Source organism: Streptomyces sp. NPDC051286, from assembly GCF_044455345.1.
Taxonomy (GTDB): Bacteria; Actinomycetota; Actinomycetes; order Streptomycetales; family Streptomycetaceae; genus Streptomyces.
The window spans coordinates 17,741-33,126 of record NZ_JBITER010000013.1 but is presented as its reverse complement, the minus strand read 5'-3'; the positions used below and the strand labels follow the sequence as shown (position 1 = coordinate 33,126).

Below are 15,386 nucleotides of genomic sequence, written 5' to 3'. Positions count from 1 at the left end.
CTGCCCTGAGGGCGCCGATGAAGTTTCCCCGCATCCGGGAGGACCCTTCATGCGTTCGCACCTGCTCAATGACTCGACTGCGGAGCACTACCGTCGCTCCGTGACCGCAGGGATCGAACGGGTCGCAGCCAAACTCGCCGCCGCCGGCCGGCCGTTCACCGGGATCTCCGTCGACGCGCTCTCCCCGGTCGTCGACGCGATCGACCTGGACCGGCCGTTGGGTGATGCGTCCGCCGCCCTCGACGAGCTCGACCGCGTCTATCTCCGGGACGCCGTCTACTTCCACCACCCCCGGTACCTGGGCCACCTCAACTGCCCGGTGGTCATCCCCGCAGTCCTCGGCGAGGCCGTCCTGTCGGCCGTCAACTCCTCCCTGGACACCTGGGACCAGAGCGCGGGCGGCACCCTGATCGAGCGCCGGCTGATCAACTGGACCGCGGCCCGGATCGGCCTCGGCCCGGCCGCCGACGGCATCTTCACCAGCGGCGGCACGCAGTCCAACCTGCAGGCCCTGCTGCTCGCCCGCGAAGAGGCCAAGTCCCGCCCCGGGCAGTTCGACCAGCTGCGGATCTTCACCTCCGAGTGCAGCCATTTCAGCGTCCAGAAGTCGGCGAAACTCCTCGGTCTCGGACCGGACTCCGTCGTCTCCGTCCCCGTCGACCGGAACAAACGCATGCAGACCGTGGCCCTCGCCCGCGCGCTGGAGCAGTGCGCCGCCGAGGGCGCCGTCCCGATGGCGGTCGTCGCCACCGCGGGCACCACGGACTTCGGCTCGATCGACCCGCTGCCCGAAATCGCCGCGCTGGTGCGGGAGTTCTCCACCTGGATGCACGTCGACGCCGCGTACGGCTGCGGACTGCTCGCCTCCGGCGAGCGCCGCCACCTCCTCGACGGCATCGAGCGCGCCGACTCCGTGACCGTGGACTACCACAAGTCCTTCTTCCAGCCGGTGAGTTCCTCGGCCGTCCTGGTACGCGACCGGGCCACGCTGCGCCACGCCACGTACCACGCGGAGTACCTCAACCCGCAGCGCATGGCCGCCGAGCACATCCCCAACCAGGTCGACAAGTCCCTGCAGACCACCCGCAGGTTCGACGCCCTCAAACTGTGGATGACCCTGCGCGTCATGGGTGCGGACGGCATCGGCGAGCTCTTCGACGAGGTCTGCGACCTGGCCGCCGAAGGCTGGCAGCTGCTCACCACGGACCCGCGTTTCGACGTCGTCGTCGAGCCGCAGCTCTCCACGCTGGTGTTCCGCTGCGTCCCGGACTCCGTCACCTCACCCGCCGAAATCGACCGCGCCAACCTCTACGCCCGCAAGGCGCTCTTCGCCTCCGGCGAGGCCGTCGTCGCCGGGACGAAGGTCGGCGGCCGCCAGTACCTCAAATTCACTCTGCTCAACCCCGAAACGACCGCACAGGACATCGCCGCGGTCCTCGACCTGATCGCCGGCCACGCCGAGCAGTACCTGGGAGACTCCCTTGACCGCGCTTCCTGACCCCCACGACTTCATCGGGATCGGCCTCGGCCCGTTCAATCTCGGCCTCGCCTGCCTGACCGAACCCATCGACGAACTCAGCGGTGTGTTCCTGGAGTCCAAGCCGGACTTCGAGTGGCATGCCGGAATGTTCCTCGAAGGCGCCCACCTCCAGACACCGTTCATGTCGGACCTGGTGACGATGGCCGACCCCACCTCGCCGTACTCCTTCCTCAGCTACCTGAAGGAACGCGGGCGGCTGTACTCCTTCTACATCCGGGAGAACTTCTACCCGCTGCGGACCGAGTACAACGACTACTGCCGGTGGGCCGCAGGCCGGCTGAGCAGTGTCCGCTTCAACGAGACCGTCGAGTCGGTCAGGTACGACGAGAGAACCGCTCTCTACACCGCCCGCACCCTTGCCGGAAGCGTCTTCCGCGCCCGGCACCTGGTACTGGGCACGGGAACTCCCCCGTACATCCCGGAGGCGTGCCGGGAGCTGGGCGGCGACCTCCTGCACAACTCCCGCTACCTGGAGCGAAAGGCGGCCCTCCAGGCCAAGGAGTCCATCACCCTCGTGGGCAGCGGGCAGAGCGCGGCGGAGATCTACTACGACCTGCTCTCCGAGATCGACGCGCACGGCTACCGGCTGAACTGGGTGACGCGCTCACCGCGGTTCTTCCCGCTGGAGTACACCAAGCTGACGCTGGAGATGACCTCCCCGGAGTACATCGACTACTTCCATGCCCTGCCCGAACAGACCCGCTATCGGCTGGAGTCCGGCCAGAAGGGGCTCTTCAAGGGCATCGACGGCGAACAGATCGACGCGATCTTCGACCTGCTCTACCGGAAGAACCTGACCGGGCCGGTCCCCACCCGGCTCCTCACCAACTCCGCGCTGCACAGTGCGCGCTACGAGGAGAGCAGCGGCACGTACACGCTCGGCCTGCACCAGGAGGAGCAGGACAAGGAGTACAGCCTCACCACCGAGGGGCTGATCCTCGCCACCGGCTACCGCTACACCCCGCCGGCCTTCCTGGAGCCGATCGCCGGCCGGCTGCGCCACGACAGCCGCGGCCGCTTCGACGTGGCCCGCAACTACTCCATCGACACCACCGGGCGCGGCGTCTTCCTGCAGAACGCGGGCACGCACACCCACTCGATCACCTCGCCCGACCTGGGCATGGGTGCCTACCGCAACGCGTACATCATCGGCGAGCTGCTCGGCCGTGAGTACTACCCGGTCGAGAAGTCCATCGCCTTCCAGGAGTTCGCCGTATGAACACCGCCCTCGGTACCTTCACCGTCCGCGCCCTCGACCCTTCCCCGAGCCCTCACCCCGGTTCGAGCGGGGGTGGCTCCATGTCCGACGCCGAGCTGGTGCACAGCTGGGTCACCCACCCCAAGGCGTCCTTCTGGCTGATGGGCGACGCCCGGCTGCAGGACGTCGAGCGGGAGTACAGGGCGATCGCCGCCCACCCGCACCACGACGCGTTCATAGGACTGCACAACGGGGAGCCCGCCTTCCTGATGGAGCGGTACGACCCCGCCGAGGTCGAACTCAAGGGGCTCTACGAGGCCGAACCCGGCGACATCGGGATGCACTTCCTCGTCGCCCCGACGGACACCCCACTGCACGGCTTCACGCACGCGGTGATCACCACGGTGCTGGAGACGCTGTTCGCCGATCCGTCGGTACGCAGGGTCGTCGTCGAACCGGACGTCCGCAACACGGCCGTGCACGCGCTCAACAAGGCCGTGGGCTTCGAGGTCCTCCGCGAGATCGCCAAGCCGGAGAAGACCGCCCTGCTCAGCGCCTGCACCCGAGAACAGTTCCACGCCGCGCGCGAAGGAGACGCCCGATGACCACCACCACCGCCGTCGCGCACCTCACCCCCGAGCGCTGGGCCACCGCCAACCGGCAGCTCATCCGCAAAGCCCTCGCCGAGTTCAGCCACGAGCGGCTGCTGACCCCCGAACCACTCGGCGCCGGACTCTACGCGGTACGCGGCGACGACACGGCGACCGAGTACCGCTTCGCCGCCCGGCGCTTCGCGCTCGACCACTGGCAGGTCGACGCCGCCTCCGTCACCCGCCACCGGCACGGCACCGAACTGCCCCTGGACGCACTGGAATTCTTCGTCGAACTACGCGAGACGCTGGGGCTTTCGGCGGAGATCCTGCCGGTCTACCTGGAGGAGATCTCCTCCACGCTGGCCGGAACGGCCTACAAACTCACCAAGGAACCGGTGACCTCCGCCGCGCTCGTCGCCGCCGGATTCCAGGCGATCGAGACGGGCATGACCGAGGGCCACCCCTGCTTCGTCGCCAACAACGGGCGCCTCGGCTTCGGCATCGACGAGTACCGCGCGTACGCCCCCGAAGCGGCGAGCGCGGTCCGGCTGGTCTGGCTCGCCGCCCGCCGCGATCGCGCCACGTTCACGGCGGGCGCCGGGCTCGACTACGAGACGCTGATCAGCGCCGAACTGAGCGGGCAGACCCGGCAGCGGTTCGCCGGCACGCTGACCGGCCTCGGGCTCGACCCCGACGACTACCTGCTCATCCCCGCCCACCCCTGGCAGTGGTGGAACAAACTGGCCGTCACCTTCGCGGGAGAACTCGCCCAGCACCGTCTGGTCTGCCTCGGCGAGAGCGACGACAGCTACCTCGCCCAGCAGTCCATCCGCACCTTCTTCAACACCGCCAACCCGGAGAAGCACTACGTCAAGACGTCACTGTCCGTCCTGAACATGGGCTTCATGCGCGGGCTCTCCGCCGCGTACATGGAGGCGACGCCCGCGATCAACGACTGGCTGTCCGGGCTCATCGAGCGCGACGAGGTGCTGCGCGCGGCCCGGTTCTCGATCATCCGGGAGCGGGCGGCCATCGGCTACCACCACCGGACGTACGAGGCGGCCACCGCCAAGGGCTCGCCGTACCTGAAAATGCTCGCCGCGCTCTGGCGGGAAAGTCCGGTACCCGGCCTGGCGCCGGGCGAACGGGTCGCGACCATGGCATCGCTCGTCCACACCGACCACGAGGGCAACTCCGTCGCGGGCGCGCTGATCGCCGAGTCGGGACTGGCCCCCGCCGACTGGCTGCGCCGCTACCTGGACGCCTACCTGGTGCCGGTGCTGCACAGCTTCTACGCGTACGACCTCGTGTACATGCCGCACGGCGAGAACGTCATCCTGGTCGTCGAGAACGGCGTCGTCACCCGCACGGTCTTCAAGGACATCGCCGAGGAGATCGCCGTCATGGACCCGGACGCGGTGCTGCCGCCCCAGGTCGAGCGGATCCGCGCCGAGGTCCCGGACGACATGAAGCTGCTGTCGGTCCTCACCGACGTCTTCGACTGCTTCCTCCGCTTCCTGGGCGCCGGACTCGCCACCGAAGGGATCCTCGACGAGGAGACGTTCTGGCGGACGGTCGCCGCCTGCGTGTCCGGCTACCAGGAGTCGGTGCCGCAGCTCGCGGACAAGTTCAAGCGGTACGACATGTTCACGGAGGAATTCGCACTGTCCTGCCTGAACCGGCTCCAGCTGCGCAACAACAAGCAGATGGTCGACCTGACGGACCCGTCGGGAGCACTGCAGCTCGTCGGCACACTCAGGAACCCGATCGCGGGGTTCTAGGGCGTGTTTCGAAAGGAGCGTCGTCCGCCCGCAGGGGCGGGCCTGGCGGCGTCTGGTGCGTGCGATCGCAAGGCGGAGGGTCACCCCGATACTGGGCGTATCGGGGCGAGCCCCACAACGCAGCGAGCGTGCGTGCCAGACGCCGCCCGGCAGGCGGGACTTTCGAAACACGCCCTAGGAGGGCACGGAACCGCCCCGGTCGCCGGACGGGCCCGGAAGATCAGGCCCGCCCGGCGACCGGGGACAGCGCGTCAGCAGGACGCCCGGTCACCTCACTGCTCAGGCCACGGCACCTGCGCCGACCTGTAGTAGTCGATCCCCAGCGCCGAGAACCTCGGCCCCTGCGCCGCGAGGCGCACCTTGTACGCGTCCCAGTCATGCGTGGACGCCGGCGACCAGCCCAGCTCCGCAACGCCCGGCAGCCGCGGGAACGCCATCTGCTCGACCTCGTCGCTGTTCGTCACCGTCTCCGACCAGATCGGCGCCTCGACCCCGAGGATCGAGTCCTCCGGGGTGCCTTCGAGGTACGTCGCCGGGTTCCAGTCGTACGAACGCTGCACCTCGACATAGCCGGCCCAGGCCAGACCCAGCTTGGTGTCCTTGTTGTATTTCATGTCGAGGTACGTACGGTCCGCGGGGGACAGCACGAGCTGCGTACCGTTCTTCGCCGCGTCCGCCACCTGCTTGCGCTCGGCGGCGCCCGTCCGGTCGTAACCCCAGTACTGGGCGACCGCGCCCGCGACGGGCGTGGCCCCGGTCAGCTGATGCCAGCCGACCACGGTCTTGCCGTACTTGCCGACGATGGCCTGCGCCTTGTTCATGAAGGTCACATAGTCCTCGTGGCTGGTGGAGTGCGCCTCGTCGCCGCCGATGTGGAGGTACTTGCCCGGCGTCAGCGCGGCCAGCTCACGGACCACGTCGTCCACGAACGTGTACGTGATCGCCTTCGGTACGCACAACGAGCTGAAACCGACGCTCGTGCCGGTGTAGAGCGGCGGTGCGACCCCGTTGCAGTTCAGCTCGGCGTACGAGGCGAGTGCCGCATTGGTGTGGCCCGGCAGGTCGATCTCCGGCACGACCTCCAGGTAGCGGGAGGAGGCGTACCGGACGATCTCCTTGTAGTCGCTCTTGGTGTAGTAGCCGCCGGCTCCCCCGCCGACCTCGGTCTGCCCGCCGTACGTGGCCAGTCGCGGCCAGGAGTCGATGGCGATGCGCCAGCCCTGGTCGTCGGAGAGATGCAGATGGAGCTTGTTCATCTTGTAGAGGGCGAGCTGGTCGATATAGCGCTTGACCTCGGAGACGGAGAAGAAGTGCCGGGAGACATCGAGCATCGCGCTGCGGTACGCGTAGCGCGGCGCGTCCGTGACCGTGCCGCCCGCGACCTGCCACGGCCCCGCCTGGCGGCTGCTCTTCTCCACGTCCGCCGGGAGCAGCTGCCGGAGCGTCTGGACGCCGTGGAAGAGGCCCGCCGGGCCGCGCGCGGTGATGGTGACGGATCCGTGGCTCGACTTCAGCGTGTAGCCCTCCGCGCCCAGCTCGCTGTCGTCGGAGCCGAGCCGGAGCCGGATGCCGTCACCGCCGCCGCGGCCGGTGACCGGCAGGGCGTACCCGGTGGAGGGGCGCAGCACGCCCGCCAGGTAGGTGCCGATCCTCCGGGCCTCGGCGGAGTCGTCGTCGACGCGGATCTTCGTTCCCGCGGTGATGGTGTACGGGGAGCCGCCCGCCTTCACCTCGGCGGGGGCGGGCACGATCTGCCCGAGCGGACGCGGCGCGGCGGCGGGGGCCTTGCCGCTGTTCGCCGCGGCCCCTCCCGAAGCCGCGCCGACATTGGAGATTCCGGCCGCCGTGACGAGCAGCAGCAAGCCGAGCAGACGGGGAAGTGCGGTGCGCTGTTTCCTGTGCAGTCTCACAAGCCGGGTCCCTTTCGACGGGTTCACACCTGTGGATCTCCTGAGTCACGAACCATCACCATGCGTATCGTGCGCCTCACGCGCGGTCAAGGTGTAGACCACTTCCCCGTTCTGCGGCCGCCGGAATCGCCCGGCATGCGAGGCGCCGGATGAGGTCGCCGTCCGTGCCGAAGCGTCTCCGGGTGACTCCCGGGCGATTCTGGCCCCGACCCGGGCACGAAGGAGAGCGTGATCACACTCACCCCTGCCCGATATCGGGCAGAATTGTTGCGTTGAGGCTCCATTCACCGCAATATCGACGAGTGCCTGAACGCCGCTCGTCGCACGACGACCTCATCGATCACCTGGTGCGCTCCACCACGCTCCAGCGCGGCGAAGCCGCCCGGGTGGTCCTCGACGTGCTGGCGTACTTCGACGAGACGACCGACGACTTCGTCCGCCGCCGCCACCGCGAACTGCAGTCCGGAGGCCTGGTGAACACGGAGATCTTCGAACGTATCTCGGCCGAGCTGCCGCACCGGGCGGTCGCGCCGCCGGAGCTCTCGCTCCGCCAGCTGCGCCGCATCGTCTACGGCTGAGCACCGGGCACCGCAACGACATCGATGGAGGGGCAGAGACTCTATGTGCGGAATCGTCGGATATATCGGAAAGCGTGATGTGGCACCGCTGCTGCTGGAGGGGCTGCAGCGGCTGGAGTACCGGGGGTACGACTCCGCGGGCATCGTCATCACCGGCAAGGCAGCGGCCGGAAAGCCCGCCACGCTGAAGATGGTCAAGGCGAAGGGCCGGGTCCGCGAGCTGGAGGCCCGCGTCCCCAAGCGTTTCACCGGCACCACCGGTATCGCCCACACCCGCTGGGCCACCCACGGCGCCCCGAGTGACGAGAACGCCCACCCGCACCTGGACGCCGAGAACAAGGTCGCCGTCGTCCACAACGGCATCATCGACAACGCCTCCGAGCTCCGTGCGAAGCTCGTCGCCGACGGCGTCGTCTTCCTCTCCGAGACCGACACCGAGGTGCTGGTCCACCTGATCGCCCGTGCGCAGGCGGACACCCTGGAGGAGAAGGTCCGCGAGGCGCTCCGCTCGGTCGAGGGCACGTACGGCATCGCCGTCATGCACGCCGACTTCAACGACCGCATCGTCGTCGCACGCAACGGCTCCCCGGTCGTCCTCGGCATCGGCGAGAAGGAGATGTTCGTCGCCTCCGACGTCGCCGCGCTGGTCGCCCACACCCGTCAGGTCGTCACCCTCGACGACGGCGAGATGGCCACCCTCAAGGCCGACGACTTCCGTACGTACACGACGGAGGGCTCGTCCACGACGGCCACGCCGACCACCGTGGAGTGGGAGGCCGAGTCGTACGACATGGGCGGCCACGACACGTACATGCACAAGGAGATCTCCGAGCAGGCCGACGCCGTCGACCGGGTGCTGCGCGGCCGCATCGACGACCGGTTCTCCACGGTGCACCTGGGCGGTCTCAACCTGGACGCCCGTGAGGCGCGCGGGGTCCGCCGGATCAAGATCCTGGGCTGCGGCACCTCGTACCACGCGGGCCAGATCGGCGCCCAGCTCATCGAGGAGCTGGCCCGCATCCCCGCGGACGCCGAGCCCGCCTCCGAGTTCCGCTACCGCAACCCCGTCGTCGACCCCGACACCCTGTACGTCGCGGTCTCCCAGTCCGGTGAGACGTACGACGTGCTGGCCGCCGTCCAGGAGCTCAAGCGCAAGGGCGCACGGGTCCTCGGTGTGGTCAACGTGGTCGGCTCGGCGATCGCCCGGGAGGCCGACGGCGGTACGTACGTCCACGCCGGCCCCGAGGTCTGCGTCGTCTCCACCAAGTGCTTCACCAACACGGTGGTCGCGTTCGCGCTGCTCGCCCTGCACCTGGGCCGCATCCGCGACCTGTCGGTCGCCGACGGCAAGCGGATCATCGAGGGGCTGCGCAAGCTGCCTGCGCAGATCACCGAGATCCTCGAGAACGAGGACGAGATCAAGAAGCTGGCCGCGGAGTACGCGGACGCCAAGTCGATGATGTTCATCGGCCGGGTGCGCGGCTACCCCGTCGCCCGCGAGGCCTCGCTGAAGCTCAAGGAGGTCTCGTACATCCACGCCGAGGCCTACCCGGCGTCCGAGCTGAAGCACGGCCCGCTGGCCCTGATCGAGCCCGCGATGCCGACGGTCGCGATCGTGCCGGACGACGACCTGCTGGAGAAGAACCGCGCCGCGATGGAGGAGATCAAGGCCCGCAGCGGCCGGATCCTCGCGGTCGCGCACCAGGTCCAGGAGAAGGCCGACCACACCATCGTGGTGCCGAAGAACGAGAACGAGCTGGACCCGATCCTGATGGGCATCCCGCTCCAGCTCTTCGCGTACCACACGGCGCTGGCCATGGGCCGCGACATCGACAAGCCGCGGAACCTCGCGAAGTCCGTCACCGTCGAGTAAGACCGACCGGCAGGAGAGCGGCCCCGCACCACGTCAGAGAAGGTGCGGGGCCGCTCTCTCCCGTTGGCCGGCGCCGCCCCCAGGTCGCACCGGCCGGTGACTGCCTCAGCCGGCGGCCGTCACACCCCGGCCGGCAGCACGCCCCGGCAGCGCCGTCGGCCACTTGGCCAGCGCCGCCGTCGCTCCGTACCAGGCGGCGAGACCGGCCACTGCGGCCAGCCAGCCGCCGACCTTGCCGAGCCCGCCACTGCCGGCGAACTGCCCGACACCCAGGAGCAGAAGCCCCAGGAAGAGCAGTGCGTACGTCCCCTGCGCAAGCAGACCGCCGCCGGCCGCCCCGAGGGTGAGACTCAGCGCGAACAGCGCCCAGAGCAGCAGGAACAGCCCCGCTGCATGACCGGAGACATGGGCATCGGCACCGGTGCCCCAGGTGAACCAGAACGCGCCGAGCCCGACGAAGGCCGTGCCGGTGAAGGCGCTGCCGCCGCGGAACTCCAGCAGTCCGGCGACGAACAGGGCGATACCGCCGACATACAGTGCGAGCGAGACGGCGTCGGCCGCCGTCACCCCGTCGATGACCCGGGTGTGACCGATGCCGAACGCCAACAGGGTGAGTCCCAGGGCGAGATGGCCGAGGGTGGAGGTGCTGCTGCTTCCCGCAGAGACGTCATTGTCCACGGCGGGCTCCCTTCAAAGGCAGTGGTGCTGTTTCCCAGTGACCCTTATGTACCCTTCACAAGCGCACAATTCACCTTTACGGGTGAGTAGATTGCCTGTTTTCAAGGGCGAGTTGACGCCACGTCGGCCATCCGGCCAGGACGCCCCCGCGTCAGGAAGAAAGAGCCCACGGGCTGTCCCGTACCCCGTGGCGGGCGCGCGACGACAACTACGGCACCTCGCCGCGTTGTCGGAACGTCCGAATGCGCCCAGCATGAGGACGCTCCTCCGCCTTACGGTGCACCGCGTCTGACGCAGCGCGCTGATCGATCAGGGATGACGGGAGAGCCCTCAGAGCCCTGTCGGGCGACCTCTGATCGGGCGGACGGTCACTCGACAGGCTCTCAGGGAATGACCACGACCGGGCGCTGGGCGCGCCGCGCCAGCCGCCCCGCCACCGAGCCGAAGATCCGGCCGACGATGCCGTGCGTGGAGCCGACGACGATCGCGTCGGCCGAGTACTCCCGGCCGACCTCCTCCAGCTCGTGGCAGATGTCGCCGCCCCGCTCGACGAGCACCCACGGCACCTCGGAGAGGTAGTCCGCGCAGGCGAGCTCCAGACCGAGGACCTCGGTGCGGTGATCGGGCACATCGACGAAGACGGGAGGCTCGCAGCCTGCCCAGACCGTGGTCGGAAGCCGATTGGCGACATGGACGATGATCAGGCCGGAACCTGATCTTCGGGCCATCCCGATGGCATAGGCGAGGGCTCGCTCACTGGACATGGAGCCGTCGAAGCCGACCACGACCCCATGCCGGAAGGCGGGATCGCAGGAGTGGCGTGGTTCTTCGACCGCCAGGGGGTCCGACGATGGGTCGGCTACCTGCTTGCGGTCCGCGGGTTCGGGGATTTCGTGACCGGCCATCGGTGTCTCGGCGAAGAGAGTCCTCGTGGGGAGAGCGGCTTGGGGAAGGCGTATCAGCGGGCGGTGTTGTGGTGTCCGGGAATCATCTTCCCAACCCCTTACCCCCAAGGGTACGGCGCCACTCCTCCACTGCCCAGACCCCCGCAAAGCGCGTGCGACGTTCCACGGAGCATGCCCGAGGCAGTCGCAGATGGCAATGCCGGTTGCGCGGTACACCGAGGCCGCCCCACCGGGGCCGGCGCCGGATGACCGACCGCGGCGGACACCCGTCGGCGACCGAGTCGCTGCACAGAGTCACCACCCGCAGGGGCCACCGCACCGCATCACCGCGCCACCCCGGAGCACGGCGCCCGCACCCGACCCGCCCGACCGACCGCGCCCGTCACCGCTCCCGGCCCCGTGGGGCGGCACCGCCGCTTGCCGCATCCCGCCCCGCCGGTCCGAACGCGCGGTCGCCCACCGGACCGAGGGGGCGCACAGGTGCAGTCACATGGAGAGGGTCGCGCGCCGGTCGAACGACTGAATCCGGCATGCGCAACCGTATATTTTCAGCCAACTTCTCACCCGTGTCGATTCCTTGGCGAATTGGCCGATCAACCTCCTTGCCACCAGGCAAGAAGAGACCACACGGTACGCTTCCACCCGATAGGGACGGGCCACGAACGGGAGGCGCACTTCCCTGCACGGCCCGGGGGTGGAACGCTTCGTGATCGAATGCTTCCCGCCAGGTGGCCATGTCGATATAGCGCTGGTTGGTCAACTTGTCACGACGGCACCACGAGACGCAGTAGATTCGATCTTGGGTGCCGAAGACTGGGGACTCGTGCAAGACCGAGGGGAAATGTGCAGGAGCGACAGGCCCGTAAGGACCAGGAAGACGCGAACACCGAGGGGGGCTTAGCGTCATGAGCCAGGACTCCGCCGCCGCAACGGAGGCTGTACGAAAGCTCGGCGGACGACGACGTCGCGAAGTCGTCGCCGTCCTGCTGTTCAGCGGCGGCCCCATCTTCGAGAGCTCCATCCCGCTCTCCGTGTTCGGGATCGACCGCCAGGACGCAGGAGTTCCGCGCTACCGACTTCTCGTCTGCGGCGGGGAGGAGGGGCCGCTGCGCACCACCGGCGGGCTCGAACTCACCGCACCCTACGGTCTGGAGGCGATCAGCAGGGCAGGCACCGTCGTGGTGCCCGCCTGGCGTTCGATCACCTCGCCACCGCCCACGGAGGCGTTGGACGCGCTGCGCCGCGCCCACGAGGAAGGGGCCCGCATCGTCGGGCTGTGCACCGGCGCGTTCGTGCTCGCCGCCGCGGGACTGCTGGACGGCCGTCCCGCGACCACGCACTGGATGTACGCACCGACGCTGGCCAAGCGCTATCCGTCGGTCCACGTCGATCCGCGCGAGCTGTTCGTCGACGACGGCGATGTGCTCACCTCCGCCGGGACAGCGGCAGGAATCGACCTCTGTCTGCACATAGTCCGCACGGACCACGGCACCGAGGCCGCCGGGGCACTGGCCCGGCGGCTCGTCGTGCCCCCGCGGCGCAGTGGCGGTCAGGAGCGCTACCTCGACAGGTCTTTACCCGAGGAGATCGGCTCCGACCCGCTCGCCGAGGTCGTGGCCTGGGCGCTGGAGCACCTCCACGAGCAGTTCGACGTGGAGACGCTCGCCGCGCGCGCCTACATGAGCAGGCGGACCTTCGACCGGAGGTTCCGTTCGCTGACCGGCAGCGCACCGCTCCAGTGGCTGATCACCCAGCGCGTGCTGCAGGCGCAGCGGCTGCTGGAGACGTCCGACTACTCGGTCGACGAGGTCGCGGGCCGCTGCGGCTTCCGCTCGCCGGTCGCGTTGCGCGGACACTTCCGGCGCCAGCTGGGCTCCTCCCCCGCCGCGTACCGGGCCGCGTACCGGGCCCGCCGGCCGCAGGGCGGACCCATGGAGCCGGTGGCGACGGCGACCGAGACGGTCGTGCCCGCACAGGGCACGTCCGCGAGCCGGAGGGCCGGCCTGACGGCGACCCCGTCGGGCCCTCCGGCCGCAGCCGCCACGGCGGCCGGGACGGAGCAGCCGGAGCACGGGAAGCCGGGCTCCGACGCATACGCCACCGGGCGCCCGACCCTGCCGGGGCAGCGCAGCGCCCCGTAGGGTGGGACGTATGAACGATCGCATGGTGTGGATCGACTGCGAGATGACCGGGCTCTCGCTGACGGAAGACGCACTCATCGAGGTGGCCGCACTGGTCACCGACTCGGAGTTGAACGTGCTCGGCGAAGGGGTGGACATCGTGATCCGCCCGCCGGACAGGGCCCTGGAGACGATGCCCGAGGTGGTGCGGCAGATGCACACCGCCTCGGGCCTCCTCGACGAGCTGGCCGACGGCACCACGCTCGTCGACGCCGAGGCCCAGGTGCTGGCCTATGTGCGCGAGTATGTGAAGGAGCCGGGCAAGGCACCGCTCTGCGGGAACTCGGTCAGTACCGACCGGGGATTCCTGGCCCGGGACATGGCTGCCCTGGAGACCTACCTGCACTACCGGATCGTCGATGTGTCCTCGGTCAAGGAGCTGGCCCGCCGCTGGTACCCGAGGGCGTACTTCAACAGTCCGGAGAAGAACGGCAACCACCGGGCGCTCGCAGACATCCGTGACTCCATCACGGAGCTGCGGTACTACCGGGAGGCGATCTTCGTACCGCAGCCCGGGCCGGACTCGGAGCAGGCCAAGGCCATCGCGACACGCCTGACGGCGCCGCCGTCGTAGGACCTCGGGAAGCCGCTGGTCACGGGCGTTTCAAGGTCCGGGATCAGCGGCTGAACAACGGGGGCGCGAGCACCCCCTCGGACCCTGTACACTTTTTCTCGGCCGGTCAGAAAAAGACCGGACACGGTGGGTATAGCTCAGATGGTAGAGCACCTGGTTGTGGTCCAGGATGTCGCGGGTTCGAGTCCCGTTACTCACCCTGAATGAAGAAGGCCTGACCTGTGAAAACAGGTCAGGCCTTCTTCATGCCCCGACACTTGGGAACATCGCGGGAACACAACTGTCGGATCGCGAGTGCCGCAGTCGCGTAGCCGGCGCCGAGCAGGCAGGCGGCAGCCCATCCGGCTGCCGTGTAGGTCCATGTTGCGGTCACCGCGCCGAGGGCCGAGCCGAGGGAGTAAAAGGCCATATAGGCGCCGATCGCACGGCTGGTCTGCTGAGGCCGCGCGGTGGTGATGAGGTGCTGGTTGCTGACGTGGACGGCCTGCACGGCGAAGTCGAGCAGGATCACGCCCGCGCAAAGCAGCCAGAGGGATTGCCCGGTTTGGGCGATGAATGCCCACGAGGAGATCAAGGCCACCAGTGACCAGGCCGTGACCGGGCCGGCGTATCCGCGGTCGGCCCACCGTCCTGCGCGGGCGGCGCCGAAAGCGCCGGCGAGCCCGGCGAAACCGAACAGGCCGATCTGTGCCGGGGTCAGTTGCCAGGGTTCGGCAGCCAGCGGAAGGGCCAGACCGCTCCAGAGCGTTCCGAACGAGGCGAACACAAAGAACGCGATGGCCGCTCGGCTGCGGAACATCCGGTCTGTGGTGAGAAGCAGCCCCATGGAGGCGATCACCCGCCGGTAGCAATACTCGCCACGGCTGTCGCGCACACCATGGCCAGCAGCAGCCTTCGCCCACCACTGAGGACCGTCACCGCCACCACCCTCCAATCAGTAGCACATTGCAACCGTTCTCACGCTAGGGCAGAATGGTTTTGAAACGCAACCGAATGGGGCGCGCATGACGGCAATGCCCGCACAGAAGGCCTCCACGGCCGATCGCTGGACCGACCCGAGCTGCCCGGTGGCCCGGACCCTGGACCTGGTCGGCGACCGCTGGAGCCTGCTCATCGTCCGGGACGCGATGGACGGCGCATCCGCATTCACCGACTTCCACCACAGGCTCGGGATCGCCCGCAACATCCTCACCGACCGGCTGCGCCGCCTCACCGAACACGGCATCCTCGCCCGCGATGTCGCACCATCGGGCAAACGGCAGACCTACGCACTGACGGAAGCCGGTCGCGACCTGTTCACCGCGGTCCTCGCCCTCCGCCAATGGGGAGAGCGCCACGCCTTCGCCCCCGGCGAGAAACGCTCGGTGCTCGTCGACCAGCAAGGACAGGTCGTCCCCGACCTGCGTGCCGTCGACGCCGCCGGCACGTCTCTCACCTGCAGCACGACCCGCGTCGAGAAGGTTCCCGAAACCGCCCCACAGCCGCAGGCGACCGCAGACGACCCCAGACCGAGCGAAATCACCTAGGCACTCACCCGGAAGCGGGCCTGGTCACGTCCTCTCGGGTTGGCGACGCG

The 15,386-nt window shown here is 68.9% G+C and carries 13 protein-coding genes and 1 tRNA gene; 10 read left to right on the top strand and 4 right to left on the bottom strand.

Going from position 1 to position 15,386, the window contains the following annotated elements:
* Window positions 1–49: 49 nt before the first annotated feature.
* From ACIBB8_RS15665 to ACIBB8_RS15650, 4 genes are read left to right on the top strand one after another with little or no spacing between them, the layout of a single operon-like run.
* Window positions 50–1,498 (top strand): pyridoxal phosphate-dependent decarboxylase family protein, encoded by a 1,449-nt coding sequence (locus ACIBB8_RS15665; protein ID WP_398952318.1) that lies wholly within the window; start codon window positions 50–52, stop codon window positions 1,496–1,498.
* Window positions 1,482–2,759: a lysine N(6)-hydroxylase/L-ornithine N(5)-oxygenase family protein gene (locus ACIBB8_RS15660; RefSeq protein ID WP_398952316.1), complete on the top strand. Its 1,278-nt coding sequence runs from the start codon at window positions 1,482–1,484 to the stop codon at window positions 2,757–2,759. The genes ACIBB8_RS15665 and ACIBB8_RS15660 overlap by 17 nt, the downstream gene beginning before the upstream one ends.
* Window positions 2,756–3,343, top strand: a complete 588-nt coding sequence (locus tag ACIBB8_RS15655) for a GNAT family N-acetyltransferase (RefSeq protein ID WP_398952314.1) — start codon at window positions 2,756–2,758, stop codon at window positions 3,341–3,343. The genes ACIBB8_RS15660 and ACIBB8_RS15655 overlap by 4 nt, the downstream gene beginning before the upstream one ends.
* Window positions 3,340–5,112 (top strand): IucA/IucC family protein, encoded by a 1,773-nt coding sequence (locus ACIBB8_RS15650; RefSeq protein WP_398952312.1) that lies wholly within the window; start codon window positions 3,340–3,342, stop codon window positions 5,110–5,112. Before ACIBB8_RS15655 ends, ACIBB8_RS15650 begins: the two co-directional genes overlap by 4 nt.
* 272 nt (window positions 5,113–5,384) lie before the next feature.
* Here ACIBB8_RS15650 and ACIBB8_RS15645 read toward each other — a convergent pair whose 3' ends face one another.
* Window positions 5,385–7,022 (bottom strand): beta-N-acetylhexosaminidase, encoded by a 1,638-nt coding sequence (locus ACIBB8_RS15645; RefSeq protein WP_398952310.1) that lies wholly within the window; start codon window positions 7,020–7,022, stop codon window positions 5,385–5,387.
* A 302-nt stretch (window positions 7,023–7,324) separates the two neighbouring features.
* Between ACIBB8_RS15645 and ACIBB8_RS15640 the strand changes: the two genes are divergently transcribed.
* Window positions 7,325–7,600 carry a hypothetical protein gene (locus ACIBB8_RS15640; protein ID WP_398952308.1) on the top strand — a complete coding sequence of 92 codons (276 nt, stop codon included), beginning with the start codon at window positions 7,325–7,327 and terminating at the stop codon, window positions 7,598–7,600.
* Between the two features lie 43 nt (window positions 7,601–7,643).
* Window positions 7,644–9,473, top strand: coding sequence for a glutamine--fructose-6-phosphate transaminase (isomerizing) (gene glmS, locus ACIBB8_RS15635; protein ID WP_398952306.1), 1,830 nt, complete (start codon window positions 7,644–7,646; stop codon window positions 9,471–9,473).
* A gap of 105 nt (window positions 9,474–9,578) precedes the next feature.
* On the opposite strand, the gene ACIBB8_RS15630 is transcribed toward glmS, so the two are convergent.
* Together ACIBB8_RS15630 and ACIBB8_RS15625 are read right to left on the bottom strand one after the other, a co-directional pair.
* Window positions 9,579–10,151, bottom strand: coding sequence for an acetate uptake transporter (locus ACIBB8_RS15630; RefSeq protein ID WP_398952304.1), 573 nt, complete (start codon window positions 10,149–10,151; stop codon window positions 9,579–9,581).
* Window positions 10,152–10,534: 383 nt separating this feature from the next.
* Entirely contained in the window at window positions 10,535–11,056 is a 522-nt protein-coding gene (locus ACIBB8_RS15625) for a universal stress protein (RefSeq protein ID WP_398952302.1), read from the bottom strand.
* 905 nt (window positions 11,057–11,961) lie between these two features.
* On the opposite strand from ACIBB8_RS15625, the gene ACIBB8_RS15620 reads away from it, so the two are divergent.
* The 3 genes from ACIBB8_RS15620 to ACIBB8_RS15610 all read left to right on the top strand — a co-directional run bounded on the left by ACIBB8_RS15620 (window position 11,962) and on the right by ACIBB8_RS15610 (window position 14,009).
* Window positions 11,962–13,197, top strand: a complete 1,236-nt coding sequence (locus ACIBB8_RS15620) for a helix-turn-helix domain-containing protein (RefSeq protein WP_398952300.1) — start codon at window positions 11,962–11,964, stop codon at window positions 13,195–13,197.
* 10 nt (window positions 13,198–13,207) lie between these two features.
* Window positions 13,208–13,810 (top strand): oligoribonuclease, encoded by a 603-nt coding sequence (orn, locus tag ACIBB8_RS15615; RefSeq protein WP_398952298.1) that lies wholly within the window; start codon window positions 13,208–13,210, stop codon window positions 13,808–13,810.
* Window positions 13,811–13,936: 126 nt separating this feature from the next.
* A tRNA-His gene (locus tag ACIBB8_RS15610) sits at window positions 13,937–14,009 on the top strand.
* A gap of 33 nt (window positions 14,010–14,042) precedes the next feature.
* On the opposite strand, the gene ACIBB8_RS15605 is transcribed toward ACIBB8_RS15610, so the two are convergent.
* Window positions 14,043–14,636: an MFS transporter gene (locus ACIBB8_RS15605; RefSeq protein ID WP_398952296.1), complete on the bottom strand. Its 594-nt coding sequence runs from the start codon at window positions 14,634–14,636 to the stop codon at window positions 14,043–14,045.
* Window positions 14,637–14,823: 187 nt separating this feature from the next.
* On the opposite strand from ACIBB8_RS15605, the gene ACIBB8_RS15600 reads away from it, so the two are divergent.
* Window positions 14,824–15,336: a winged helix-turn-helix transcriptional regulator gene (locus tag ACIBB8_RS15600; protein ID WP_398952546.1), complete on the top strand. Its 513-nt coding sequence runs from the start codon at window positions 14,824–14,826 to the stop codon at window positions 15,334–15,336.
* Window positions 15,337–15,386: the final 50 nt, after the last annotated feature.

Excerpts from the sequence above, each read along its gene's own strand:
- ACIBB8_RS15625 (WP_398952302.1), bottom strand. The coding sequence starts at position 11,056 with ATGGCCGGTCACGAAATCCCCGAACCCGCGGACCGCAAGCAGGTAGCC.
- ACIBB8_RS15650 (WP_398952312.1), top strand. The coding sequence starts at position 3,340 with ATGACCACCACCACCGCCGTCGCGCACCTCACCCCCGAGCGCTGGGCC.
- ACIBB8_RS15600 (WP_398952546.1), top strand. The coding sequence starts at position 14,824 with ATGCCCGCACAGAAGGCCTCCACGGCCGATCGCTGGACCGACCCGAGC.
- ACIBB8_RS15605 (WP_398952296.1), bottom strand. The coding sequence starts at position 14,636 with ATGGGGCTGCTTCTCACCACAGACCGGATGTTCCGCAGCCGAGCGGCC.
- glmS (WP_398952306.1), top strand. The coding sequence starts at position 7,644 with ATGTGCGGAATCGTCGGATATATCGGAAAGCGTGATGTGGCACCGCTG.
- ACIBB8_RS15665 (WP_398952318.1), top strand. The coding sequence starts at position 50 with ATGCGTTCGCACCTGCTCAATGACTCGACTGCGGAGCACTACCGTCGC.
- ACIBB8_RS15620 (WP_398952300.1), top strand. The coding sequence starts at position 11,962 with ATGAGCCAGGACTCCGCCGCCGCAACGGAGGCTGTACGAAAGCTCGGC.
- orn (WP_398952298.1), top strand. The coding sequence starts at position 13,208 with ATGAACGATCGCATGGTGTGGATCGACTGCGAGATGACCGGGCTCTCG.
- ACIBB8_RS15655 (WP_398952314.1), top strand. The coding sequence starts at position 2,756 with ATGAACACCGCCCTCGGTACCTTCACCGTCCGCGCCCTCGACCCTTCC.